Source organism: Sphingomonas sp. GW821-FHT09E03 (genome assembly GCF_059416225.1).
Window position 1 is genome coordinate 684,381 of the sequence record NZ_JBWKOS010000002.1, and the last position, 23,697, is coordinate 708,077.

The following is a 23,697-nucleotide window of genomic DNA, read 5'->3' on the forward strand; positions in this document are numbered from 1 at the left end:
AAACGGCCGGGTGTCGCCACCCGGCCTCGACGTTCCGCGGTCGGCCGCGTCCGATCAGTGGAACTTGCCGCTGAGTGAGATGCCGATCACGCGCGGTTCGTTGAACACCGCGGCGTTGAAATTCTCGATCACGCCCTTGAGGTTCTTCTCCGCGGTGATGTTGCGAGCGAAGGCGGCGATCTCGTAATTGCGATCCGGCGTGGTGTAGCCGACCTTGAGGCCGCCCTCGAGGTTGCCGTTCGCGTAGAACTCCTTCGTCTTGTAGAGCACCAGATTGGTGTAGCCCTGGACGTTCCAGTCGGTGGACAGGAACAGGTTGCCGTTGTTCCACAGCGGAATGTCATACCGAACCGCGGCATCGAGCTGCCACTCGGGCGCGTTGGGCAGCGGATTGCCGTCGATCTGGGCAAAGGTGGTCGGCGTGCCGAACAGCGGGCGCACGATCGTCGGGTCGAGCACCGTGCACGTCACCCGCGCGCCGATCGCGCAGACCTGCGCATAGACGTTCTTGTCCTTGATCTCGGTGTGCAGCGCACTGCCGCCGAGGCTGAAGGTGATGTTCTGGATCGGCCGCCACTCGAGCTCGGCTTCCAGGCCATAGGCATTGGCGTGATCGGCGTTGAACAGCGTGCCGTTGCCGTTGGCGTCGTTGCCGTTGAGCTGGATGTCGTTGACCCGATAGGTGAACCCGGTGGCGTTGAAGCGCAGGTTGCTGAACGGCTGCGACTTGAACCCCGCCTCGTACGACATGATCGTCTCGGAATCGGCGGTGGTGAAGGCCGAGCCGAACACCGCCGAGCGACCCTGGATGGTCGGCCCGCGGAAGCCGCGCGCGACGCGGCCGTACAGGCTGAACTCGGGGGTGATCTCGTACAGCGCCGAGACGTCGAAGCTCGGCTCCTTGCCCTTGAGGCGAACGTCGCGCGGGGCGGTCGCGGGGAAGTTGACCGCGCCGGCCAGCGTATAGGCCGGCGTGATCAGCGTGGTGTGCTTGTCGTCCTCGGTATAGCGGCCGCCGGCGGTGAGGGTGAGCTTGCCGATCCGGTAGCTCGCCTGGCCGAAAACCGCCCAGGAGGTGTTGACGTCATGCAGCTGAACGAAGTTGCGGGCATTGTAGGCGGCGTTGGTCGGCAGCAGCAGCGAGGCGCGCTGGTCGAACTCGGTGACGTCGCGGCTGTCGAAATAAAAGCCGCCGATCTGCCACTTGAACGCGCCGTCACCGTTGCTGGCGAGGCGCAGTTCCTGGGTCCACTGGTCGAGATCACGGATCCTGCCCTGGCTCTGGCCGGGGGTGCCGTTGCCCGGATAGTTCACCGCGGCGCCGCCATCGGTATCGCCGCGGCTATAGCCCGAGGTGGTCTCGTATGCGGTGATCGAGGTGAGGGTGACCGGGCCCATCTCAAACGCGGCGTTCACCGAGCCGCCATAGGTCTTATACGCCTGATCGTTGCCGGCACCCTCGTCGAGCGACACCGAATCGCGCGGCTCGGCATCGATGTTGTTCGAGCCCGGGCGCAGCGCGCCGCGATGGAAGATGGTCGAGGTGCCCTTGTAATCGCGGGCGTGGCCCGAGAAGTTGACCGACACGCCATCGGCAGGGGTGAGGAGCAGCTGGAGGCGGACGTCCTTCTCGTCGAACCCGCCGAGCGCATCCTTGCCGCCGGTGGTGCCGTCAGGCCCGGTGCCGGCGAAGCGGTTGTCGACCCAGTCGTCGCGGTGCTGGTAGAGGCCCGACAGGCGGAAGGCGAGCTTGTCGGCGATGATCGGGCCGCCGACGCCGGCATCGGCCGTCACCGTATTGTAGCTGCCGTAGCTCGCCGAGCCGCGACCCTCGAAGGTCTGGCTCGGGCGGATGGTGTCGAACTTGATGATGCCCGCGGTGGTGTTGCGGCCGAACAGCGAGCCCTGCGGCCCGCGCAGCACCTCGACCTGATTGACGTCGAACACCGGGTTGGACTTGAGCACGACATGCTCGAGGACGACATCGTCTTGGATGATCGACACCGGCTGCGAGGCGCCGAGGTAGAAATCAATGTTGCCGAGGCCGCGGATGTAGAAGCGCGGGAAGATGCGGCCGGTGGTGGTTTCGGCATAAAGGCCGGGAACGCGACCCGCGAGCGTCAGAATGTCCTCGCCGCCCGCCTGGAAGTCGCGCAGGTCGGCGCCGCCGACCACGGCGACCGACACCGGCACGTGCTGCAAATTCTCCGAGCGGCGCTCGGCGGTGACGACGATGTCGCCAAGCGCGCTGCTGTCGGTGGTGGTGGCCTCCTGGCCCTGGGCGGCGCCGGCAGGCTCGTTGGCGGTCTGCGCGGTCGCGGTGCCAGTGGCGGCGAGGCTGGCGACGCCGAGCAGCAGCACGGTCTTGAGGCAACGGTAAGCGGTCACAAAAATTTCCCCTGATGGATCATCGAGGGGCGCGCACCGCGGGATATGTCCCTGCCGTCGTCCGCCCCCCGGCAGGGTGGGAGCTAGAGCCGGATTGTGTCGGCATGATGAACACGGCGACGGTTTGTTACAGCGTCGTTCCAGATGGTTGCCGTTCAAACGAACAGGGGGCGCCGGCTCTTGCGAACCGACGCCCCGCCCTCGTTACGCTACGCGAGGGTCATGCACTGCCCCTGCGAGGCAGTAACCGTGGGATCAGGGTCAGCGGCAGCCGCGACGGCCCGAGCGATCGATTTCGCGGCCGGCGAGCGCACCGGCGCCGGCGCCGAGCACGGTGCCGAGCGCGCGATCACCGCGAGTGTCGACGGTGCGGCCGAGCAGGCCGCCGGCGATCGCACCGATGATGGTGCCGCCAGTGCCGTTGCTGCACCGCTCGCGGCCGCGATCATAACGACGGTCGTAGCCACGATCATAGCCGCGGCCGCGATAGCCGCGATCGTCATAGCCGCGGCCGTAACCGCCGCGGTCATAGCCGCCGCGATCGTCCTGATAATAGCGGCCCTGCGCCATCGCTGGCGCGGCAGGCACCAGCGCGGCGGCGGTCATCGCGAGCGCGGCACCGGCGAGGCTGAGGGTCTTGAACATCGTGCGTCTCCCGTAATCCATCGCGGCGGAGCCCCGGGGGGACTGATGGCCGTCTCGATAAAGGAGGTTTGCCTGATTCGCGTTGAGCCAAGCCTGAATGCCGCCGTTATCCCCTGTTCAGGCTTCCGCTGCAGCGGTTGGCGCCTATGAGGGCCTGTGCGCATCATCTTCGTGATCCTGGCCGTGCTGCTGGTCGTGCCCGGCTGGAGTGGCGAACAGCGGCTGGCCTTGCTGGGCAATAATGCGCAACTGATCGCGACGCCGGTCGCGCTCGATCCGCGCGACCCTGACCACAACAAGGTGGGGGCGCTGACCTTCCTCGGTGGCGTGCGGCTGCGCAGCCGCGATCCCGCGTTCGGCGGCTATTCGTCGCTGACCGTGGTGGGCGACACCTTCACGTTGCTGAGCGATGGCGGCAATGTCGTCAGCTTCCGGATGGGCGCGGACTGGACGCTGCGCGGGTTGCGCTTCGTCAACCTGCCGGCGGGGCCGGGGATCGGCTGGGAAAAGCGCGACCGTGACACCGAATCGATGGCGCTGGACCCGGCGACCGGCCGGATCTGGGTGGGCTATGAGAATTACAACGCAATCTGGCGCTATGCCCCGGGCTTCGCGCGCGCCGAGGCGCAGCTCGCGCCGCCGGCCATGGCGCGCTGGCCGGTGAACGGTGGCCCCGAATCACTCGCGCGGCTGCCCGACGGGCGGTTCGTGACGATCAGCGAGCAGCGCCACATATCGCGCCAGCAGTGGCGGGGCGGGGAAGAGGAGCGGCTGCACACCCGCGAGGGGCTGATCTTCGCCGGCGATCCGATCGAGGCACCGGCGCCGACGCGCTTCGCCTATGAACCGGTCGGCCGGTACGATCCGTCAGATGCGACCGCGCTGCCCAATGGCGACCTGCTGGTGCTCGATCGTGCGTTCAGCCTGCCGTACCGATTCGCCAACCGGCTGTCGCTGGTGCGAGCTGCGGACGTGCGTGCCGGCGGGGTCGCGCGAGGACGGTTGCTCGCGGTGCTGGCGGCACCGCTGATCCACGACAATTTCGAAGGCGTGGCGACGACGAGCGAAGGCGGCAAGACAATCGTGTGGCTGGTGTCGGACGACAACCAGTCGATGATGCAGCGGACGTTGCTGCTGAAGTTCCGGTTGGATCTCTAACGAAGAGCCGGGGACGGCGGCGGCCATCTTCCCTCTGTCATGCTGAACCTGGTTCGGCCTGCACGGCCTGCACGACCCGGATGCTTGCGGACTGCCATGGGTCATGGATCCTGAAACGAGTTCAGGATGACGCGTGGAGACGGGCACGCCGTCCAAAACGCCTCAAGCCCGCCGCTCGGGGTGAGCGGCGGGTCTGCAGGCAACCTGTCGTGGGAAGATCAGGCCGCCGCGGTGGCGGCGCTGAGCTTCTTGACGATGGTGCGCTTGAGGCGGCGGCAGCGCAGCGACAGCTTGTCGTCGCTGGTCTTGACCAGCCAATTGTCGAGACCGCCATTGTGCTCAACCGAGCGCAGGCCGTGGGTCGAGACGCGAAGACGGACGCTCTGCTCGAGCGAATCGGACATCAGCGTGACGTTCTGCAGGTTCGGCAGAAAGGTACGCTTGGTCTTGTTGTTGGCGTGGGAAACGTTGTTGCCCACCTGCCGGCCCTTGCCGGTCAGCTCGCAAATGCGCGACATGTGTAATTCCTGAATTCGGTTGCCCGGAAAGTGGGCGCGGATAACGCGTGGCGGCCGGTCCGTCAACCGCTCGCCGGTGCAACCCCTGAGGCAGCGCGACGTTGTTACGCCAGTGAATCATTCCAAGGAAGGGGAAACTGGATGCGCTCGTTGCTCGTGTTGATTGGAATCGTGGCCTTGATCGTGGTCGCGCTGATGTACTTCGGCTTCATCAATATCGACCAGACGCGGCCCGGCATGGTCCAGGCGCCCGCGTTCAAGGCGGATGTCGGCAAGGTGACGCTGGGCACCGAGAACAAGACGGTGGCGGTGCCGACGGTGAACGTCGAGAAGCCGGGGAACAGCCAGTAAGCGACGTGCTGGACGCACGGGAGCCGGTGGGGCAGGCAGGGGCGATGTTTCCCTTGCCTGTCCCGATGCGCGCCGCGCTCGATGCCGCGCGCGCCGCTGCCGCCGCCGGGGAGGTGCCGGTCGGCGCGGCGCTGACATGGCGGGGGGAGCTGATCGCGGTTGCGGCGAACTCGCCTCGGACCCTGCATGACCCGACCGCGCACGCCGAGATGCGGGTGATCCGCGAGGCGGCGGCGCAGCTGGGGCGCGAGCGGCTGGAAGAGGCCGATCTGTGGGTGACGCTGGAGCCCTGCGCGATGTGCGCGGGCGCGATCGCGCATGCCCGGATCGGGCGGCTCTATTATGCGGCCGCGGACCCCAAGGGTGGCGCGGTGGAACATGGACCGCGGCTGTTCTCGCAACCGACCTGCCACCATCGGCCCGAGGTTTATCCCGGAATCGGCGAGGACGAGGCGGCCGGCCTGTTGCGAGGATTCTTCCAAGCGCGGCGGTGAGCGGGGCCAGCCGCAACCATCGTCCGTCACGCCAGCGGGCGCTGGTCAAACCGCACGCGCCGGAAGAGAGCCGCCGAACACCCCAGCTTTCGCTGGGGGGACGGTGGATGTAACGAGGCGAGCGTCCGCGGTTCGCCTTTACTGGCGCAGGTCGCTCTGGCTGATCGGCACGATCTTGATCTCGACGCGGCGGTTGGCGGCGCGGCCCTCGTCGGTGTCGTTGGAGGCGATCGGCTGGGTTTCGCCGAAGCCGCGCGTGCCGATCCGGGCCTTCTGGACGCCACGGCTGCTGAGGTAGTCGGCAACGGCGACCGCGCGGCGCTCCGACAGCGTCTGGTTGTACGCGTCCGACCCGGTCGAATCGGTGTGACCGTACACATCGATATAGGTCTGGTTATACTGCGACAGCGTATCGGCGACCTGGTTCAACGTCTGCTGGAACTGCGGCTGCACGTCGGCGCTATTATAGGCAAAGGTGATCCCCGACGGGATGTTGAGTAGCAGATTGTCGCCCTCGCGCGTCACCTGCACGTCGGTGCCGGCGGTGCGGGCGCGCAGCTCGCGTTCCTGCTTGTCCATGTACGCGCCGATCCCCGCGCCGGCGAGGCCGCCGATCCCGGCGCCGAGGATCTTCGCGGTGCGATCGTGGCGGCCGCCAACCAGATCGCCGACGAGATAGCCGCCCAGCGCGCCGCCGATACCGCCGAGCGCCGCCTTGTTGATGTGGCGCTGCCCGGTCTCGGGATCGGTGGTGCAGGCGCTGGTGGTGACCAGCGCGGCGAGCGCGGCGGCGGCGAGCAACTTGGTTTTCATGGCGTCCCTTTCGTGAACCGTTGCCCAGGTAAACCCGGGTCTTCGACGGCTTGTTCCGCTTGCGATCTGAACGCTGACTGACGCGGCGCGACACGATGCCTGCACGTCGGCCATTGTCGGCGCCGGATTAAACCGGCAAAGGAGGGGCGAACCGATGGCGCAACTGCCTCCCTTCCCCTGGATCGATGTCCTCATCATCCTCGCGCTGATCGCCTTGAACGGCGTGTTCGCGATGAGTGAGCTGGCGATCGTCTCGTCGCGCAAGGCGCGGCTGGAGGCGATGGCGCGTTCGGGGCGCAAGGGCGCGGTGGCGGCGGTGACGCTGGCGTCAGACCCGGGCAAGTTCCTCTCCACCGTGCAGATCGGCATCACCCTGATCGGCATCCTCGCGGGCGCCTATTCGGGCGCGAGCCTCGGCACGCCGACCGCGGCGCGGCTGCAGGCGCTGGGGCTGGCACCGCACACTGCCGAAAGCGCGGGCTTTGCGCTGGTGATCGGCATCACCACCTATTTCTCGCTGATCATCGGCGAGCTCGTGCCGAAGCAGTTCGCGCTGCGCAGCCCCGAGGCGATCGCCGCGACGGTGGCGATCCCGATGCGCTATATCGCGGTCGCGACCGCGCCGCTCGGCTGGCTGCTCGATCAATCGAGCAGCCTCATCTTCCGCCTGATCGGGCTAAAGCGCGAATCGGAAGACCAGGTGACGGCGGAAGAGCTGCACCTGATCGTCGCCGAAGCCTCCAAGTCGGGCGTGATCGAGGAGCATGAGCGGACGATCATCTCGGGCGTGGTGCGGCTCGCCGACCGGCCGGTGCGCGAGGTGATGACGCCGCGCACCGAGGTCGATTGGCTCGATTGCGCGCTCGACTCGGCGGGGATCCGCGACAAGTTGCTGAGCACGCCGCACACCCGCCTGCCCGTCGGCGACGGCTCGATCGATGCGGTGGTCGGCGTGGTCCAGGCGCGCGACATCGCCGGCGCGCTGTTTCGCGGCGAGCCGCTCGACCTGCGGGTGCTGATGCGCAAGGCGCCGGTGGTGATCGACCAGATCGATGCGATGGACGCGCTGATGGCACTGCGCCAGGCCGAGGTGCCGATGGCGCTGATCCACGATGAATATGGCCATTTCGAGGGGATCGTGACTCCGGCCGACCTGCTCGCGGCAATCGCCGGCGAGTTCGCCTCGGACGTCGATCCGGACGAGGCGCCCGACGTGGTCGAGCGCGATGACGGCTCGCTGCTGGTCGCCGGCGCGATGGCCGCCGATTCACTGGCCGAGCGGCTGGGGATAGAGCTGCCCGAGGATCGCGATTATGCGACGGTGGCAGGACTGGCGCTGGCGGCATTCCGGCATCTGCCCGCCGAGGGCGAGAGCTTCGAGGAGCAGGGCTGGCGGTTCGAGGTGGTGGACCTCGACGGCCGGCGGATCGACAAATTGCTGGTGAGCGCGGCGTGAGCGGGTGGCGCCTTTAACTATCCGTGTCATGCCGAACGCGTTGAGGATGACGGACGCGTTAGCCGTCGGTTGCCTGCGGCGCGCTGCGCCTCAGCAGCCAATAGCCGATCAGCCCGGCGATGATCGAGGCGAGCAGCACGCCCAATGAGGCTTCCTCACGCTTGGCCGCATCCGGGAAGGCGAGGCCGGCGATGAACAGCGAGACGGTAAAGCCGATCCCCGCCAGCGCACCGATCGCGCCGATCATCGCCCAAGTGACGCGATCGGGCAGGCTCGCGGCGCCGAGCCGGGTTGCCGCCCAGGAGAAGGACAGGAAGCCCAACGGCTTGCCGATCACCAAGCCAGCGACGACGCCGAGCACCAGGGTCGAACTCATCGCCGCGGCGAGCAGCGGCGCGGAGAAGTGGATGCGGACGTTCGACAGCGCGAACAGCGGCAGCACCACATAGCTGATCCACGGCGTCAGCAGCACGATCACGCGTTCACTGGTCTCGCTGGTCGCGGCGGTCATCTCGTGGAGGAAGCCGAGCCGATGCTCGGCGCGTTCCTCGGCCTGTTCGGCGACGCCTTTGTCATCGGCATCGTCGGCTGCACGGTGCGCTTCCTGGAACTGGTCGACGCGGTGCTGGATCTCGTCGGCAAAGGTGCCGCGCTCGAGCCGCGGCGTCACCGGCACCAGCAGGCCGATCAGCACCCCGGCGATGGTGGCATGGACGCCAGCGGCGAAGATCCCGCCCCATACCACCAGCGCGAGCAGCACAAACGGCAGCGAGGCGACCCAGCGCAAGCGGCGCAGGCCGATCATCGCGAGCAGCGCAACGCCGGCGATCACCAGCCCGGTGACATGGATCGTCTCGGTATAGGCGATCGCGATCACCAGCAGGCCGCCGATGTCGTCGATCGCGGCGAAGGCGAGGAACAATGCGCGCACGCCCGGCGGCAGGCGGGTGGCGAACAGCCCGATCGCGGCGAGGCCGAAGGCGGTGTCCATGGTCACCACGGTGCCCCAGCCGGCCTTGTCGGCGGAGGCATGATTGATCAGCAGGAACAGCGCGACCGGCACGATCATGCCGCCGATCGCGCCGGCCACCGGGAAGGCGGCGGTGCGCCATTGCGACAGCTCGCCGCGGACGATCTCGCGTTTTACGTCGGCGCCGATGATGATGAAGAACAACGGCAGCAGCGCGTGGTCAATCCACTCGGCGAGGCTGTGGCTGAGCCGCCAAGCGCCGAACGACAGCGTGAAGGGCGTATCCCAGAAGCGTTCGTACACATGGGCAAGGCCGATGTTGGTCGCGACCAGCGCGATCACGGTCGCGAGCAGCAGCGGCCCGCCCGAGACGTCGCTACCGGCAAAGAACGGCTCGATCCGGTCGAGAAACGCAGCGGCGGCGGGCGAATGGCGCGCGCGCGCGGCGGTGGCGCCGGTGCGGCGTGGCGATAAACCCATGCCGGGGGCAAGGCGCGAGCGCGAGCTTTGGTTCCCGCGGCGGCGCGGGGGATCAGAGCTTGCCGAACACCGCTTCAAAGCCGGCGCGGTCGCCCGCGGCGAGGAAGCGGGCCTGCTCGATCCAGCGATCGCGGCCCATCCGCCCCTGGAAGGCGCCGAGCCGGGCATCGAGATCGGCCGCTTCGCCGGCGCCGAGCGCGGCAAGCTGGCCGACGCTGGTGATGCCGAGCTCGCCAAGCCGGGCGGCAACCTTGGGGCCGAGGCCTTTCAGCTGGGTGACGGGGGCATCCGCCGCGGCCGGTGCGGCCGCCGCCGCAGGTGGGGCCATGACCGGCGCGCTCGATGCCTCGGCGGCGGGGCTCGCTGCCAGCGGCGCGGCGGCAGCGATTGGCGCGTCGGCGATACGTCCTGGCGCAGACATCTCGTCGTCCAGTGCCACCGCCGGCGTCGCGGAAGCCGGTGGCGCGGCAACGGAAGCCGTCGGGGTGGCAACAGGGGCCGTCGGGGTGGCGCGGTCCTCGACGAGCGCGTTATGCTCGTGCAGCTCGCGATCGGCCTGCCGGCGCTGGCTCTTCAGCCGCACGCCCCAGATGATCGCGATCACGACCAGCAGCGCAAAGATCGCGACCACCGCGAGGTGCAGGGCCGTGAAGGTGCCGGTGGTACCCGGCAACAGGCTGGCCCCCGGGGCGGACGTGACGGCACTGCTATCGTTCATGGCTGTGACCCTAGCGATGCGCGCCCTGTTCCGCGAGGGCTAATCGCCCGCCGCGGCGGCATGGGGCCAGCGATCTCGACAGCGGTAAGTTGCGGAGATTGCTGGCACTACGGGCGCTCCACCGTGATCCCAGCGAAAGCTGGGATCTGCATGGGGAGGGTGGGGCGGAAGCCGCTAAAGACCCCGGCTTCCGCTGGGGTGACGGCAATGGCGACTGACCCTCCCGCGGACGGGACCGTCATCGCGCCAGTTCGCGCCAGCCGATATCGCGGCGGCAGAAGCCGGTGGGGAAGTCGATGGCATCGACGCCGCGATAGGCGATGGTGCGCGCGGTGCGGATGTCGGCGCCGAGCGCGGTGACGGCGAGCACCCGGCCGCCGGCGGCGACCAGGCTGCTGCCCTGCTGGCGGGTGCCGGCCTGGAATACGACCGCCCCGGCGGCTTCCGCCGCCGCGACGCCGCGGATCGCGCCGCCGACCTGTGGCGTGCCGGGATAGCCGTTGGCGGCCATCACCACCGTCATCGCCGTCTCGGGCGAGAAGCTGGCGGGCGGCTGGTCGCCCAGGCGGCCCTCGGCGACGGCGAGCAGCAGCGCAGCGAGATCGCCCTGGTAGCGCATCATCAGCACCTGGCATTCGGGGTCGCCGAAGCGGGCGTTATATTCGATCAGCTTGGGCCCTTGCGTGGTGAGCATCAGCCCGGCGTAGAGCACGCCGCTGAAGGGAATGCCGTCCTCGGCCATCGCCTTCACCGTCGGCGCGACGATCTCGTCAATCGCGCGCTGCTCCAGCTCGGCGGTGAGCACCGGGGCAGGGCTGTAGGCGCCCATGCCGCCGGTGTTGGGGCCGGTATCGCCCTCGCCGACGCGCTTGTGATCCTGGGCGCTGCCGAACGGCATCAGCGCAGTGCCGTCGGTGAGCACGAACAGGCTCGCTTCCTCGCCCTCGAGGAATTCTTCGAGCACCACCGGCGCGTCGCCGCCGGCGAACATCGCGTCGAACGCGGCAGCGGCCTCGGCGGCGCTGAACGCGATCACCACGCCCTTGCCGGCGGCAAGGCCATCGGCCTTGATCACCACCGGATAGCCGAAGGTCGCCGCGAGCGCGGCTTCAGCCTCGGCGCGCGAGCCGACCCGGACATAACCGGCGGTGGGGATATCGGCGCGGCGGCACAGATCCTTGGTGAAGCCCTTCGAGCCTTCGAGCTGCGCGGCGGCCTGGTTGGGGCCGAACACCGGGATGCCGGCGGCGCGCAGCGCGTCGCCGAGGCCGTCGACCAGCGGCGCCTCGGGCCCGATCACGACCAGGCCGATGCCGGCGACGCGCGCGAAGGCGATCACCGCGGCATGATCGGTGGCGTCGAGCACCACACAGGTCGCGCAGGCGGCGATGCCGGGGTTGCCTGGCGCCGCATAGAGCGTATCGAGGCTCTCAGATTGTGCCAGTTTCCACGCGAGCGCGTGCTCGCGGCCGCCTGAGCCCAGCAGCAGGACGTTCATGCCCGATTCCCCATTCGATGAAAGCAGCCGGCTGGTAGCCGAGCAGCGCCCCGGCGACAACGCACTCGCGCTGTCGGTGGGGGAACTCAGCTTCAAGCTCAAGCGGATGGTGGAGGGCGAGTTCGGCCATGTCCGCCTGCGCGGCGAGATATCGGGCTACAAGCGGGCGACGTCGGGCCACGTCTATCTCTGCCTCAAGGATGATCAGGCGGTGATCGACGGGGTGATGTGGAAGGGCCAGGCCAGTGCGCTGCCGTTCGCGGCGCAGGACGGCATCGAGGTGATCGCCACCGGCAAGCTCACCACTTATCCGGGCCGCTCCAAATATCAGGTGATCATCGAGCGGATGGAACTCGCCGGCGCCGGCGCGCTGATGGCGCTGTTCGAGAAACTGAAGGCGCAACTTGCCGGCGAGGGGCTGTTCGATTCAGCGCGCAAGCAGCGCTTGCCCTATCTGCCGCGCACCATCGGCGTCGTCACCTCCCCGACCGGCGCGGTGATCCGCGACATCCTTCACCGGCTTGAGGACCGCTGCCCCAGCCATGTGATCGTCTGGCCGGTCAAGGTGCAGGGGCAGGGCGCGGCCGAGGAGATCGCGGCGGCGATCCGCGGCTTCGATGCGATCCCAGCCGACGGTCCGGTGCCGCGCCCCGACCTCGTCATCGTCGCGCGCGGCGGCGGCTCGATCGAGGATCTGTGGGCGTTCAACGAGGAGGCGGTGGTGCGCGCGGTTGCCGGCTGCTCGATCCCGATCATCTCGGCGGTCGGGCATGAGACCGACACCACCCTGTGCGACTTCGCCGCCGACCTGCGCGCGCCGACGCCCACCGCGGCGGCCGAGCTCGCGGTGCCGGTGCTCGCCGACCTCAGGCTGACGATCGCCAGCCATGCTGCGCGCACCCAGCGCTGCGCCAGCCGCTATGTCGAGCGCGGGCGCGAGCGGCTGGCGGCGCAGGCGCGGCTGCTACCCAAGCGCGATGCCCTGCTTGGGCCCCAGCGACAGCGGGCCGACGACGCCGGCCAGCGGCTCGATCGCGGGCTCGAGCGGCGGGTGACCCAGGCGCGCGGGGTGCTCGACCGCGCCGGCGGCGCGCTGCGCCCGGCGGTGCTGCAGCGCCAGATCGACCGCGATCGCGACCGGCTGGCGGCGATCTGGCGGCTGGTCCAGTCGCTCAACCCCGATGCGGTGCTCGATCGCGGCTATGCGCGGGTGACGGCGCGGGCAGCGGGCGGGGGCGGCGAGACGTTGTCCTCGAGCGCCGCGGTGCGCGCCGCGGGCGCGGTGACGCTGCGCTTCAAGGATGGCAGCGTCGATGCCGAGGTCGCCGGCGACACCGAACCCCGGGGCAAGCCCAAGGTTGAGCGCCCCGCTGCCAAGACCTATGCCGGCGCCAAGCCCGACCAGCCCTCGCTGCTCTAGACGGATCCCATCATGCTCGTTTCCAATTCAGACCGGCCCGCGCGGCTCCACTATATGGCCAACGGCTTTCGCGTGCTGACGCCGGGCGATCACGTCACCTGCGCCATCACCGGCGCGCGCATCCCGCTCGACATCCTGCGTTATTGGAGCGCGGCGCGGCAGGAGGCCTATGCCAGCGCGCAGATCGCCAGCGAGGCGCTGCGGCCCTGATGCGGCTGCTGGCGGCGACCATCGCGGCGCTGCTGGGGGCAGGCTGGGGCGTCGGAGACGCGCCGCTCAAGGCGCAGCAGGCAGCCGTCATGGTTTCCGACGATGGGTTCAGCTGGAGCGGCACGCTGAGCCAGGGCGGCCTGATCGTCGGCACCGCACCCGCGGGCGCCGTGTCGCTGGCGCTCGACGGCCAGCCGATCAGGTTGGAAAGCGGGCGCTTCATCGCCGGGTTCGATCGTGACGCCAAGCCTGCGGCGATACTCGCCGCGACGCTTGCCGATGGACGCGTCGTCACCCGGCCGCTCACGATCGCGCCGCGCGCGTGGCGGATCGAGCAACTCGACACCTTGCCCAAGTTTCCCGCACCCGATCCCGAAATGGCGCGACTGCGCCCGCCCGAACTGGCCGCGATCGCCGCGGCGCGGGCGCTGGCGACCGATGCACAAGGCTGGCGCCAGCCGTTCCGCTGGCCGGCAAGCGGGCGGATCTCCGGGCTGTTCGGCGCGCAGCGCGTCTACAAGGGTGAGCCCGGCAGCTATCATTCGGGCACCGACATCGCCAAGCCCGCCGGCAGCATCGTCCGCGCGCCCGCCGATGGCGTCGTCATCCTCGCAGCGGATCATCCGTTCACGCTCGAGGGCAACCTGCTGATGCTCGATCATGGCCTCGGCCTCAACAGCGCCTTCCTCCACCTGTCGCGGATCGATGTGGCGGTCGGCGAACACGTCCGCCAGGGTCAGCCGATCGGCGCGGTAGGGATGACTGGCCGCGCGACGGGGCCGCACCTGCACTGGAGCGTCAGCTGGCAGGGCAAGCGGCTCGATCCGATGCTGCTAGCAGGGGCGATGACGGCGCAGCCGTGAGCCCCACCAGGCGCTGCCGCTGACGCCATCTGTCGCAACACTGTACACTCTATATCGTAGCCGAAGCGAGTATCGGCAATTTTGATGCGTTTAATCCGCCAATTAAGCAACGACATGACAGCGTGAATTACCAGGTCGTTAATTAATACATGCGGCAGCCATGTTGTCATTTTGCAACAATGCCGACCGAATCGCGCAAATGACGGGAATGTAAGTTGCAGTGCCGCGACAAGGAACATTACACGCCGCTGCATATCAGCAACCGACGTCAGGGACCGGGCTGATCAGTATAGGGAATTGGTAGCTTATGAAGAATGCTGTTCGTGCGCGGCTGCTCGCCTCGACGCTGCTGATCGGTGCAGTCGCCGGAACCACGCCTGCTTTCGCCCAGATCGCTCCCCAGGGTTCGCCAGAGGCAACCCAGGACACCGCGCAGGATGCTGCCAAGCCCGGCGCGGGCGACATCATCGTCACCGGCTCGCTGATCCGCTCGCCCAATCTCGTGCAGTCGAGCCCGGTCGCATCGATCAGCTCCTCCGAAGTCGAGCTGCGCCAGTCGAACACCGCCGAAGAAATCCTGCGTGACATCCCGGGTGTGGTGCCGGACATCGGCGCCCAGGTGAACAACGGCAACACCGGTGCGTCGTTCGTCAACCTGCGCGGCCTCGGCGCGAACCGTAACCTCGTGCTGATCGACGGCGCGCGCATCGTGCCGGCCGACCTCGTCGGCGCGGTCGACCTCAACAACATCCCGCTTGCGCTGATCGAGCGCACCGACGTGCTGACCGGCGGCGCCAGCACCACCTACGGCGCCGACGCGGTTGCTGGTGTGGTCAACTTCGTCACCAAGCAGAACTTCAGCGGCGTCGAAGCGACCGTCAGCAACCAGATCACCGAGCGCGGCGACGCCAATACCTACCGCGCCGACATCACCGTGGGTCACAACTTCGGCGGTGATCGTGGCAACGCGGTGCTGAGCTTCAGCTACCAGCATGCCGATCCGCTCTATCAGGGCAAGCGCCCCTATTCGGTCAATGCGATCGACCAGACCGACGGCAGCAACGGCGGCTCGTTCACCACCGCGCCGGCGATCCTCGACGGGCCGATCCTGTCGGGTCAGATCGATCCGACCACGGGTGCCGTTCAGGACGGCAATTACGACAACCTGTACAATTACGCCCCGACCAACATCTTCCAGACGCCGTTCAAGCGCTACAACGTCTATGGTGCCGCGCATTACGACGTGACGCCGGACGTCGAGGTCTACACCCAGGGCATGTGGTCCAAGAACTCGGTCGGCACGATCCTCGCGCCGTCGGGCACCTTCGGCAACACCTATGCGATCCCGATCAGCAACCCGTTCCTGTCGGACGCGCTGCGCACCCAGCTGTGCAACGCCGGCGGCATCTCGGCCGCAGCCTGCACCGTGGCGGCTGGCGTCACCAATCCGACCGCGGCCGGCTATCAGACAGTGGACGAGAGCGTCTATCGCCGCTTCGTCGAAGCCGGCAATCGCTATGCGACCTACACCACCGAGCTGTTCAACGTCCGCGGCGGTGCGCGTGGCTCGATCACCAGCAACATCAAGTGGGACATCTACGGCGCCTACGGTGAGAGCAAGAACACCAACCGCCAGACCGGCCAGGGCCTGAACTCGCGGGTCGAGCAGGCGCTCCAGGCGGTCAACACCACCACCTGCGTCGATCCGAGCAACGGCTGCGTGCCGATCAACCTGTTCGGCGGGGTCGGCTCGCTGACTCAGGATTCGATCAACTTCATCAACGTCGAGACCGAGTCGGCGGTGAAGACGACGCTTGGTCAGGTACATGGCGAGGTCAACGGCGACGTCGGCGTGTCGAGCCCCTGGGCATCGGCTCCGATCAGCTTCGCGGTGGGCGGCGAGTATCGCAAGTACACCGCCTCGACGACCTCGGACATCTACAACCAGACCCCGGGCGAAGTGCTCGGCAACGGCGCGGCCAATCCCGATACGTTCGGCAAGTATGACGTGTACGAAGGCTTCGCCGAGCTCAACGTGCCGATCGTTCAAGATCGTCCGTTCTTCCGTAGCCTGAACCTCGAGCTGGGCGCCCGCGAGTCGCATTACTCGACCGCCGGTTCCGCCTTCACGTGGAAGGCCGGTGGCGGCTGGGAGCCGTTCCAGGGCCTGAAGCTGCGCGGCAACTACCAGAAGGCCGTGCGTGCGCCGAACATCTCCGAGCTGTTCTCGCCGGCGGTGACCGGGCTCGACAGCCTGTCGGCCGATCCCTGCGCCGGCGCCGCGCCGACCGCCAACGCCAACCTGCGCGCGGTCTGCCTCGCCCAGGGCGCACCGGCAGCGTCGATCGGCAGCATCCTCAACCCGTCGGCCAACCAGCCGAACGTCACCACCTCGGGCAACCTGAACCTCGGCGTCGAGACGGCTCGTACCTACACCTTTGGTGCGGTGATCCAGCCTGACCGGATCCGCGGCCTGTCGTTCACCGCCGATTACTACCACATCAAGGTGACCGGTGCGATCAGCTCGCCGACGCCTGGCGACGTGATCGCGGCCTGCTTTGCCAACATCACCGCCACCAGCGCCACCGATCCGGCCTGCACCGGCATCCGCCGCAACCCGACCACGGGTTCGCTCAGCGGCAGCTCGGCCGACACCCCGGGCCTGCCCGAGCCGCTGTCGAACCTCGGCACGCTGCTGACGGACGGTATCGACCTGACCGCGAACTACCGTCGCGATCTCGGCGTCGGCATCATCAATCTGTCGTTCACCGGCAACTGGACCAACCGTTCGAAGTTCCAGGCGACCCCGACCTCGGTCGATCGTGAGTGCGTCGGCTATTACAGCGTCAACTGCGCCTCGATCCAGCCGAAGTTCTCGTGGAACCAGCGCACTACCTTCACCATCGACAAGGTCGATCTGTCGTTGCTGTGGCGCCATGTCGGCGCGGTGAACTACGAGCCGCTGCAGCTCGCCGACGACGTTGCTCAGGACGCAGCGCCGCTCGCGCAGTATCAGCACATCAAGGCGTACAACATCATCGACCTCGCGACCCGCATTCAGGCGACCGAGCACATGGAGTTCGTGCTGACCGTGTCCAACCTGCTCGACAAGCAGCCGCCGATCGTCGGCTCGACCATCGGTGCGACCGCGTTCAACAGCGGCAACACCTATCCGTCGACCTACGACGTGCTGGGCCGCCGCTACGCGGTGTCGGTGAAGCTCGACTTCTAAGACCGACCAGACGACAAGAAGATGGGGCGGCTTCCTTGCGGAGGCCGCCCCTTTTTTGTGCTCACTCCACCGCCAGCGCCAGCTTGCCGTCGCCCTCGTCGACCTTGACGGTGCTGCCGTCCTTGACCTCGCCGCGCAGGATCAGCTCGGCGAGCGGGTCCTGGAGGTGGCGCTGTACCGCGCGGCGCAGCGGCCGGGCGCCGTAGACGGGGTCGTAGCCGACCCGGCCGAGCCAGGCGCGCGCGGCGTCGGTAAGATCGAGCGTGATCTTGCGATCGGCGAGCAGCTTGGCGACGCGGCCGACCTGGATGTCGACGATCGGCGCCATGTGCGCCTGCCCCAGCCGGTGGAACAGGATGATCTCGTCCAATCGATTGAGGAACTCGGGCCGGAAATGGCCGCGGACGATCTCCATCACCTGCGGCTCGACGCTCGCGACATCGTCGCCGTCAGCGACATTGGCGAGATACTGGCTGCCAAGGTTGCTGGTGAGGATGATCAGCGTGTTGCTGAAATCCACCGTGCGGCCCTGACCGTCGGTCAGCCGCCCGTCGTCGAGCACCTGGAGGAGCACGTTGAACACGTCGCCGTGTGCCTTCTCGACCTCGTCGAACAGCACCACCTGATACGGCCGGCGCCGCACCGCCTCGGTGAGCACGCCGCCTTCCTCATAGCCGACATAGCCGGGAGGAGCGCCGATCAGCCGGGCGACGGCATGCTTCTCCATGAACTCGCTCATGTCGATGCGGACCATCGCGCTGGGATCGTCGAACAGGAATTCGGCAAGCGCCTTGGTCAGCTCGGTCTTGCCGACGCCGGTCGGGCCAAGGAACAGGAACGAGCCGAGCGGCCGGTTCGGATCCTGCAGGCCGGCGCGCGCGCGGCGCACCGCGGTGGAGACGGCGCGGACCGCATCGGCCTGGCCGATCACCCGCTTGCCGATCACCTCTTCCATCCGCAGCAGTTTCTCGCGCTCGCCCTGGAGCATGCGATCGACCGGGATGCCGGTCCAGCGGCTGACGACGCCGGCGATGTCGTCGGCGGTGACCTCCTCGCGCAGCATCGCGCCCTTGGTGGCGCCGGCGGCCTCCTCGAGCTGCTTGGCGAGCTGGGGGATGGTGCCATAGGACAGCTCGCCGGCGCGGGCGAGATCGCCGTTGCGCTGCGCCTGGTCGAGCTCGATGCGCGCGGCCTCTAGCTGTTCCTTGATCCGCGATTCGCCGGCGATCTTGTCCTTCTCGCCCTTCCAGCGCGTGGTCAGCTCGGCGGACTGCTGCTCAAGGTTGGCGAGATCCTCCTCCAGCGTTTCCAGCCGGTCGCGTGACGCCTCGTCGCTCTCGCGGCGCAGCGCCTCGCGCTCGATCTTGAGCTGGATGATGCGGCGATCGAGCGATTCGATCTCCTCGGGCTTGCTTTCCACCTCCATGCGGATCCGGCTCGCCGCCTCGTCCATCAGGTCGATCGCCTTGTCGGGGAGGAAGCGGTCGGTGATGTAGCGGTTCGACAGGGTAGCGGCCTGGACCAGCGCGCTGTCGGTGATGCGCACGCCGTGGTGGAGCTCGTATTTCTCCTTGAGCCCGCGCAGGATCGAGATCGTGTCCTCGACCGTCGGCTCGCCGACGAACACCGGCTGGAACCGGCGCTGGAGCGCGGGGTCCTTCTCGACATATTTGCGATATTCATCCAGCGTGGTCGCGCCGACGCAATGCAGCTCGCCGCGGGCAAGCGCGGGCTTCAGCAGGTTGCCGGCATCCATCGCGCCTTCGGATTTGCCGGCGCCGATCAGCTGGTGCATCTCGTCGATGAACAGGATGATGTCGCCGTCGGCGGCCTTGACCTCGTCGAGCACGCCCTTGAGGCGCTCCTCGAACTCGCCACGATATTTGGCGCCGGCGATCAGCGCGCCAAGATCGAGCGACATCAGGCGACGGTTCTTGAGCGTATCGGGCACGTCGCCATTGGCGATGCGCAGCGCCAGGCCCTCGGCAATTGCGGTCTTGCCGACGCCGGGTTCGCCGATCAGCGCCGGATTGTTCTTGGTGCGGCGAGCGAGGATCTGGATGGTGCGGCGGATCTCCTCGTCGCGGCCGATCACCGGATCAAGCTTGCCGTCGCGCGCCGCCTCGGTGAGGTCACGCGCGAACTTCTTGAGCGCATCATAGCGGTCCTCGGCGCCCGCGGTGTCGGCGGTGCGGCCCTGGCGCAGGCCGTTGATCGCGGTGTTGAGCCCCTCGGGGGTGACCCCGGCGGCCTTGAGCGCCTTGCCCGCGGCGGTGTTGAGCGACAGCGCGAGCGCGACCAGCAGACGCTCGACGGTGACGAAGCTGTCGCCGGCCTTTTGCGCGATCTGCTCGGCCTGGTCGAGCACGCGGACCGCATCATTGTCGATGCCGGGGGTCTGCTGCGCGCCCGATCCCGACACGGCGGGGATCTTGGCAAGCGCGAGATCGGTCTCGCTGGCCGCACGCTTGGCGTCGCCGCCGGCCGCCTGGATCAGACCCGCAGCCATGCCCTGCTCGTCCTCGAGCAGGGCTTTCAGGAAATGTTCGGGAGCGATGCGCTGGTGGTTCATGCGGATCGCGACGGTCTGCGCCGATTGCAGGAAGCCCTTGGCGCGGTCGGTGAATTTGTCGAGGTTCATGGATGATCCCTGCTTACTTGACGCCAAGGTGGGTGTGATATTCAGGCAACACAAGGGGTGACAAGTTGAGGAAGTTGAGAGCCTCAACCGGTTTCGCTCTCTCGTACGTCATCGGCTGCGAGCGTGGCTTTTGCGCACGGGCTATCCTCCGTTCGTCATCCCGGGCGTGACCCGGGATCCAGGGCCGCGACGGCGGCGCCTGTGGCGCTGGATCCCGGCGTTCACCGGTTGACGGAAGGAAGTAACCGCTTTGTCTTTCATGTCTCCTCCGCGGCCCGATCCAACCACAGGTGGCAAACTGTAGGACAGTGAAATGTTGCGACGCAGGCAGTTGGCAGCTTGCGAAACGCTGGCTAGCCTGACGCCAACACGTTCGGGGACATTCAACAACATGACGATCAAGATGGTTACGCTGCTGGGCAGCGCCGCACTGATGGCGCTGGCCGCGCCGCTGGCCGCGCAGACTGCCCGCCCGGTGCCCGCACCGGCGCCGGTGGCCGATCTGGTCCGTGCGGTGGACATCCCCTATCAGCAGTTCACGCTCAAGAACGGGTTGCGCGTGGTGGTCACCACCGATCGCAAGGCGCCGGTGGTGGCGGTGAGCGTCTGGTATGACGTCGGCTCCAAGTCGGAGCCCAGAGGCAAGACCGGCTTTGCGCATCTCTTCGAGCATCTGATGTTCAACGGCAGCGAGAATGCACCGGGCGACTTCTTCGATCCGTTGAAGACGATCGGCGCGACCGATCTCAACGGCACCACTTATTACGACCGCACCAACTATTTCGAGACGGTGCCGACCGCGGCGATCGACCGGGCGCTGTTCCTCGAAAGCGACCGAATGGGCTATCTCACCGGCGCGATCAGCCAGGCGGTGCTCGACGAGCAGCGCGGCGTCGTCCAGAACGAGAAGCGCCAGGGCGACAACCAGCCTTATGGCCTGATCCGCTACAAGATCACCGAGGGGCTGTTCCCGGCCGATCATCCTTATGGCCATGACACGATCGGCTCGATGGCCGATCTCGACGCCGCCAGCCTCGACACGGTGAAGGGCTGGTTCCACGATCACTACGGACCCAACAATGCGGTGCTGGTGCTGGCCGGCGACATCGATGTCGCGACCGCCAAGCCGCTGGTGGAGAAGTATTTCGGCGGCATCGCGCGCGGGCCGCAGGGCGTGACCCGGCCGGCGCCGGTGCCGACGCTGCCCACCGCGGTCAACGAAACGATGAAGGACCGCGTCGCCGCGGTGATGATCAGCCGCAACTGGGCGGTGCCGGGGCTCAACGACAAGGATGCGCCGGCGCTCGACGTCGCCGCCGGGGTGCTCGGCGGGCTCGACAGCTCGCGGCTCGACAACATCCTGGTCAAGCAGGAGAAGCTCGCGGTCAACGTCTCGGCCCGCAACAGCAGCTTCGCGCAGGTCGGCACCTTCCAGATCCGCGCGGTCGTGCGGCCGGGGGTGGACCCGGCGGTGGTGACGCGGCGGATCGACGAGATCGTCGCCGATTTCCTCAAGAACGGCCCCACCGCGGACGAGGTGTCGCGGGTCGCGACGGTGAATGCCACGGGCACGATCGCGGGGCTTGAATCGGTCGGCGGGTTCGGCGGCAAGGCGGTCGCACTCGCCGAGGGCGCGCTCTACTCCAACGATCCGGGCTTCTACAAGAAGCAGCTGCAGGCGCTGGCGGCGCAGACCCCGGCGAGCGTCAAGGCGGCGGCGGACCATTGGCTGTCGCGCCCCGCCTATACGCTGAACGTGGTGCCCGGCGCGCGCGATGCCTATGCCGAGGCGGTGGTGCCGGCGAAGAAGGATGTGGTCGCGGCGCCCGAGATGCCGGCCAAGGGCACCCGCGGGCCGCTGCCCGCCGTCGCCAAGGTCGCCGGGCTGAGCTTCCCGACGGTGCAGCGGACGCGGCTCTCCAACGGCATCGAGCTCGTCTATGCGCAGCGCACCGCGGTGCCGATCACCCAGATGGTGCTGAGCTTCGACGCCGGCGTCGCCGCCGATGTCGCGGGCAAGATCGGCACGCAGCAACTGGCGCTGGCCATGCTCGACGAGGGAACGACGACGCGCAGCTCGACCGCGATCGCCGAGGCGCGCGAACGGCTCGGCGCGCAGATCGGCGGCGGCTCAAGCGCCGATCGCACGAACGTGTCGTTCCAGGTGCCGAGCGTCAACCTCGCCGCAGGGCTCGACCTGTTCGCCGATGTGGTGCGCCATCCCGCCTTTGCCGAGGCCGAGGTGGCACGGCTCAAGAACCAGCAGCTGGCCGGCATCCAGCAGGAGCTGACCAACCCGGCGGGGCTCGCCGGGCGGGTGATGCCGCCGCTGCTGTATGGCGCGACCTCGCCCTATGCCAAGGCACAGGGCGGCGGCGACCCGCGCGCGGTGGCGGCGCTGACGCGGGCCGACCTGGTCGCATTCCAGCAGGCGTGGTTCCGGCCCGACAAGGCGAAGGTGTTCGTCACCTCCGATCGGCCGCTGGCCGAGGTCAAGGCGGCGCTCGACGCGGCGTTCGGCGACTGGATGCCGGTGGGGCCTGCCGGCACCAAGAGCTTCGCCGCCGGCACCCCCGCGGGCGCGCGTATCGTGCTGATCGATCGGCCGGATTCGCCGCAGTCGCTGATCGTCGGCGGTATTCCGACCCGGCTGGTGGGGACGCAGGACCTGCTGCCGATCCTCACCGCCAACGATGCGCTCGGCGGCAGCTTCCTGTCGCGGCTCAACATGGATCTGCGCGAGAGCAAGCATTGGTCCTATGGCGTCGGCGGCGGCTTCCGGGTGGCGGCCTATTCGACGCCTTATTCGATCAGCGCGCCGGTGCAGGCCGACCAGACCGGGCCGTCGCTAGCGGCGATGCGCAGCGACATGAGCGACTTCCTGACCAAGCAGCCGATGACGCAGGTGGAGTTCGATCGCGCGATCAACGGCGCGGTGCGTGCGCTGCCCGGCCAGTTCGAGACGGCCGAGGCGGTGCTGGGCGCGATGCAGCAGAACGACCTGCTGCATCGCCCGGATGATTATTATGCGACGATCACCCGGCGCTACCAGGGCTTCACCCTGCCGCAGCTCAACGCCGCCATCCAGGGCGCGCTCGATCCTGCCAGGTCCGTCTGGGTGGTGGTGGGCGATGCCGCCAAGGTGAAGCCGCAGCTTGACACCCTCGGCTTGCCGGTCGAGGTCGTCGCGGCGTCGGCGGTTGCCGGGAACGGAAGCGGCGCGCAGTGATTTGTCTCGTCACGAGAGCATTGGGAGAGTGAGCATGGCGGATATCGACGGCAGCTGGGACGCCACGGTGAAGTCGCCGCTGGGTGACCAGAACATGAACCTGACCATCCAGACCGACGGCGGCAGCTTCAGCGGCACCGCGTCGGGCGCGATGGGGTCGAGCGACATCTCGGGCGATGCCAGCGGCAACACCATCAGCTGGAAGCAGCAGATGACCTCGCCGATGCCAATGACGCTCGACATCGAGGTGACCGCCGAGGGCGACACGCTGACCGGCACGGTGGGCGCCGGCGCGTTCGGCAGCTTCCCGCTGTCCGGCACCCGTACCGCCTGAGCGGCAAGTACCGGCGCGCATGATCAGGCGGCCCGTCTCCCCGGTGGAGGCGGGCCGCTTTGCGTTGGCGGCTGTGCCGATGCGGTGGCGATGAGGCGCGGCACGGGCCCGGACCGGCGCGCGCTGGCGGCGACGATCGCCGCGCATGTGATCGTCGCGGCGCTGCTGCTGACGGGGCGTACGCCGCCGCCGCCGCCCGTGGCCGAGGCCCCGCCGCTGGCGCTGTTCGACATCCGGCCGCCACCACCGCCGCCGCCGCCGGCACCCGTCCCGCCGGTC

19 protein-coding genes are annotated in these 23,697 nt (G+C 68.1%); 11 read left to right on the top strand and 8 right to left on the bottom strand.

Translation table 11 applies throughout. From position 1 onward, the window contains the following. Positions 1 to 54: 54 nt before the first annotated feature. Positions 55 to 2,388, bottom strand: a complete 2,334-nt coding sequence (locus AC07M8_RS07655; RefSeq protein WP_495173745.1) for a TonB-dependent receptor — start codon at positions 2,386 to 2,388, stop codon at positions 55 to 57. A gap of 261 nt (positions 2,389 to 2,649) precedes the next feature. Beyond that, positions 2,650 to 3,033 carry a glycine zipper 2TM domain-containing protein gene (locus tag AC07M8_RS07660; RefSeq protein WP_495173746.1) on the bottom strand — a complete coding sequence of 128 codons (384 nt, stop codon included), beginning with the start codon at positions 3,031 to 3,033 and terminating at the stop codon, positions 2,650 to 2,652. Positions 3,034 to 3,189: 156 nt separating this feature from the next. Here AC07M8_RS07660 and AC07M8_RS07665 point away from each other — a divergent pair, with 156 nt between their 5' ends. Beyond that, positions 3,190 to 4,191 carry an esterase-like activity of phytase family protein gene (locus tag AC07M8_RS07665; protein ID WP_495173747.1) on the top strand — a complete coding sequence of 334 codons (1,002 nt, stop codon included), beginning with the start codon at positions 3,190 to 3,192 and terminating at the stop codon, positions 4,189 to 4,191. Between the two features lie 218 nt (positions 4,192 to 4,409). Here the strand turns inward: AC07M8_RS07665 and rpmB are convergent, their stop codons facing one another. After that, complete coding sequence (gene rpmB / locus AC07M8_RS07670) at positions 4,410 to 4,709, bottom strand: 50S ribosomal protein L28 (RefSeq protein ID WP_267396368.1); 300 nt, start codon at positions 4,707 to 4,709, stop codon at positions 4,410 to 4,412. A gap of 171 nt (positions 4,710 to 4,880) precedes the next feature. Here rpmB and AC07M8_RS07675 point away from each other — a divergent pair, with 171 nt between their 5' ends. Both AC07M8_RS07675 and AC07M8_RS07680 read left to right on the top strand, forming a co-directional pair. Further along, positions 4,881 to 5,060: a hypothetical protein gene (locus AC07M8_RS07675; protein ID WP_495173748.1), complete on the top strand. Its 180-nt coding sequence runs from the start codon at positions 4,881 to 4,883 to the stop codon at positions 5,058 to 5,060. Between the two features lie 65 nt (positions 5,061 to 5,125). Beyond that, a complete protein-coding gene (locus AC07M8_RS07680; protein ID WP_495173793.1) occupies positions 5,126 to 5,554 on the top strand; it encodes a nucleoside deaminase in 429 nt (142 codons plus the stop codon). Positions 5,555 to 5,692: 138 nt separating this feature from the next. On the opposite strand, the gene AC07M8_RS07685 is transcribed toward AC07M8_RS07680, so the two are convergent. After that, positions 5,693 to 6,367, bottom strand: a complete 675-nt coding sequence (locus AC07M8_RS07685; RefSeq protein WP_495173749.1) for a YiaD family glycine zipper/OmpA-like lipoprotein — start codon at positions 6,365 to 6,367, stop codon at positions 5,693 to 5,695. A gap of 154 nt (positions 6,368 to 6,521) precedes the next feature. Here AC07M8_RS07685 and AC07M8_RS07690 point away from each other — a divergent pair, with 154 nt between their 5' ends. Continuing rightward, the gene (locus AC07M8_RS07690) at positions 6,522 to 7,823 is read left to right on the top strand and encodes a hemolysin family protein (protein ID WP_495173750.1); all 1,302 of its coding nucleotides are present in this window, start codon (positions 6,522 to 6,524) and stop codon (positions 7,821 to 7,823) included. Between the two features lie 58 nt (positions 7,824 to 7,881). Here the strand turns inward: AC07M8_RS07690 and nhaA are convergent, their stop codons facing one another. The 3 genes from nhaA to purD all read right to left on the bottom strand — a co-directional run bounded on the left by nhaA (position 7,882) and on the right by purD (position 11,489). Further along, positions 7,882 to 9,273, bottom strand: coding sequence for a Na+/H+ antiporter NhaA (gene nhaA / locus AC07M8_RS07695; protein WP_495173751.1), 1,392 nt, complete (start codon positions 9,271 to 9,273; stop codon positions 7,882 to 7,884). Between the two features lie 52 nt (positions 9,274 to 9,325). Then, the gene (locus tag AC07M8_RS07700; RefSeq protein WP_495173752.1) at positions 9,326 to 9,991 is read right to left on the bottom strand and encodes a helix-hairpin-helix domain-containing protein; all 666 of its coding nucleotides are present in this window, start codon (positions 9,989 to 9,991) and stop codon (positions 9,326 to 9,328) included. 238 nt (positions 9,992 to 10,229) lie between these two features. Further along, positions 10,230 to 11,489 carry a phosphoribosylamine--glycine ligase gene (purD, locus tag AC07M8_RS07705; RefSeq protein ID WP_495173753.1) on the bottom strand — a complete coding sequence of 420 codons (1,260 nt, stop codon included), beginning with the start codon at positions 11,487 to 11,489 and terminating at the stop codon, positions 10,230 to 10,232. Here purD and xseA point away from each other — a divergent pair. The 4 genes from xseA (at position 11,488) to AC07M8_RS07725 (ending at position 17,214) form a co-directional block, all read left to right on the top strand. After that, positions 11,488 to 12,909, top strand: coding sequence for an exodeoxyribonuclease VII large subunit (gene xseA / locus AC07M8_RS07710; protein WP_495173754.1), 1,422 nt, complete (start codon positions 11,488 to 11,490; stop codon positions 12,907 to 12,909). The two genes, purD and xseA, sit on opposite strands and share 2 nt — an antisense overlap. A gap of 12 nt (positions 12,910 to 12,921) precedes the next feature. Then, on the top strand, positions 12,922 to 13,119 hold the full coding sequence (locus AC07M8_RS07715) for a DUF2093 domain-containing protein (RefSeq protein WP_495173755.1): 198 nt from the start codon (positions 12,922 to 12,924) through the stop codon (positions 13,117 to 13,119). Further along, positions 13,119 to 13,982, top strand: coding sequence for a M23 family metallopeptidase (locus tag AC07M8_RS07720; RefSeq protein ID WP_495173756.1), 864 nt, complete (start codon positions 13,119 to 13,121; stop codon positions 13,980 to 13,982). The genes AC07M8_RS07715 and AC07M8_RS07720 overlap by 1 nt, the downstream gene beginning before the upstream one ends. Before the next feature lie 307 nt (positions 13,983 to 14,289). Continuing rightward, positions 14,290 to 17,214 (top strand): TonB-dependent receptor domain-containing protein, encoded by a 2,925-nt coding sequence (locus AC07M8_RS07725; RefSeq protein ID WP_495173757.1) that lies wholly within the window; start codon positions 14,290 to 14,292, stop codon positions 17,212 to 17,214. A gap of 61 nt (positions 17,215 to 17,275) precedes the next feature. Here AC07M8_RS07725 and clpB read toward each other — a convergent pair whose 3' ends face one another. Beyond that, positions 17,276 to 19,855, bottom strand: a complete 2,580-nt coding sequence (clpB, locus tag AC07M8_RS07730) for an ATP-dependent chaperone ClpB (protein WP_495173758.1) — start codon at positions 19,853 to 19,855, stop codon at positions 17,276 to 17,278. A gap of 391 nt (positions 19,856 to 20,246) precedes the next feature. Here clpB and AC07M8_RS07735 point away from each other — a divergent pair, with 391 nt between their 5' ends. The 3 genes from AC07M8_RS07735 to AC07M8_RS07745 form a co-directional block, all read left to right on the top strand. After that, complete coding sequence (locus AC07M8_RS07735; RefSeq protein ID WP_495173759.1) at positions 20,247 to 23,084, top strand: M16 family metallopeptidase; 2,838 nt, start codon at positions 20,247 to 20,249, stop codon at positions 23,082 to 23,084. Between the two features lie 34 nt (positions 23,085 to 23,118). Further along, positions 23,119 to 23,418, top strand: a complete 300-nt coding sequence (locus tag AC07M8_RS07740; RefSeq protein ID WP_267397512.1) for a hypothetical protein — start codon at positions 23,119 to 23,121, stop codon at positions 23,416 to 23,418. Between the two features lie 90 nt (positions 23,419 to 23,508). Further along, positions 23,509 to 23,697: hypothetical protein (locus tag AC07M8_RS07745; protein ID WP_495173760.1), on the top strand; the 189-nt coding region annotated here is incomplete at its 3' end.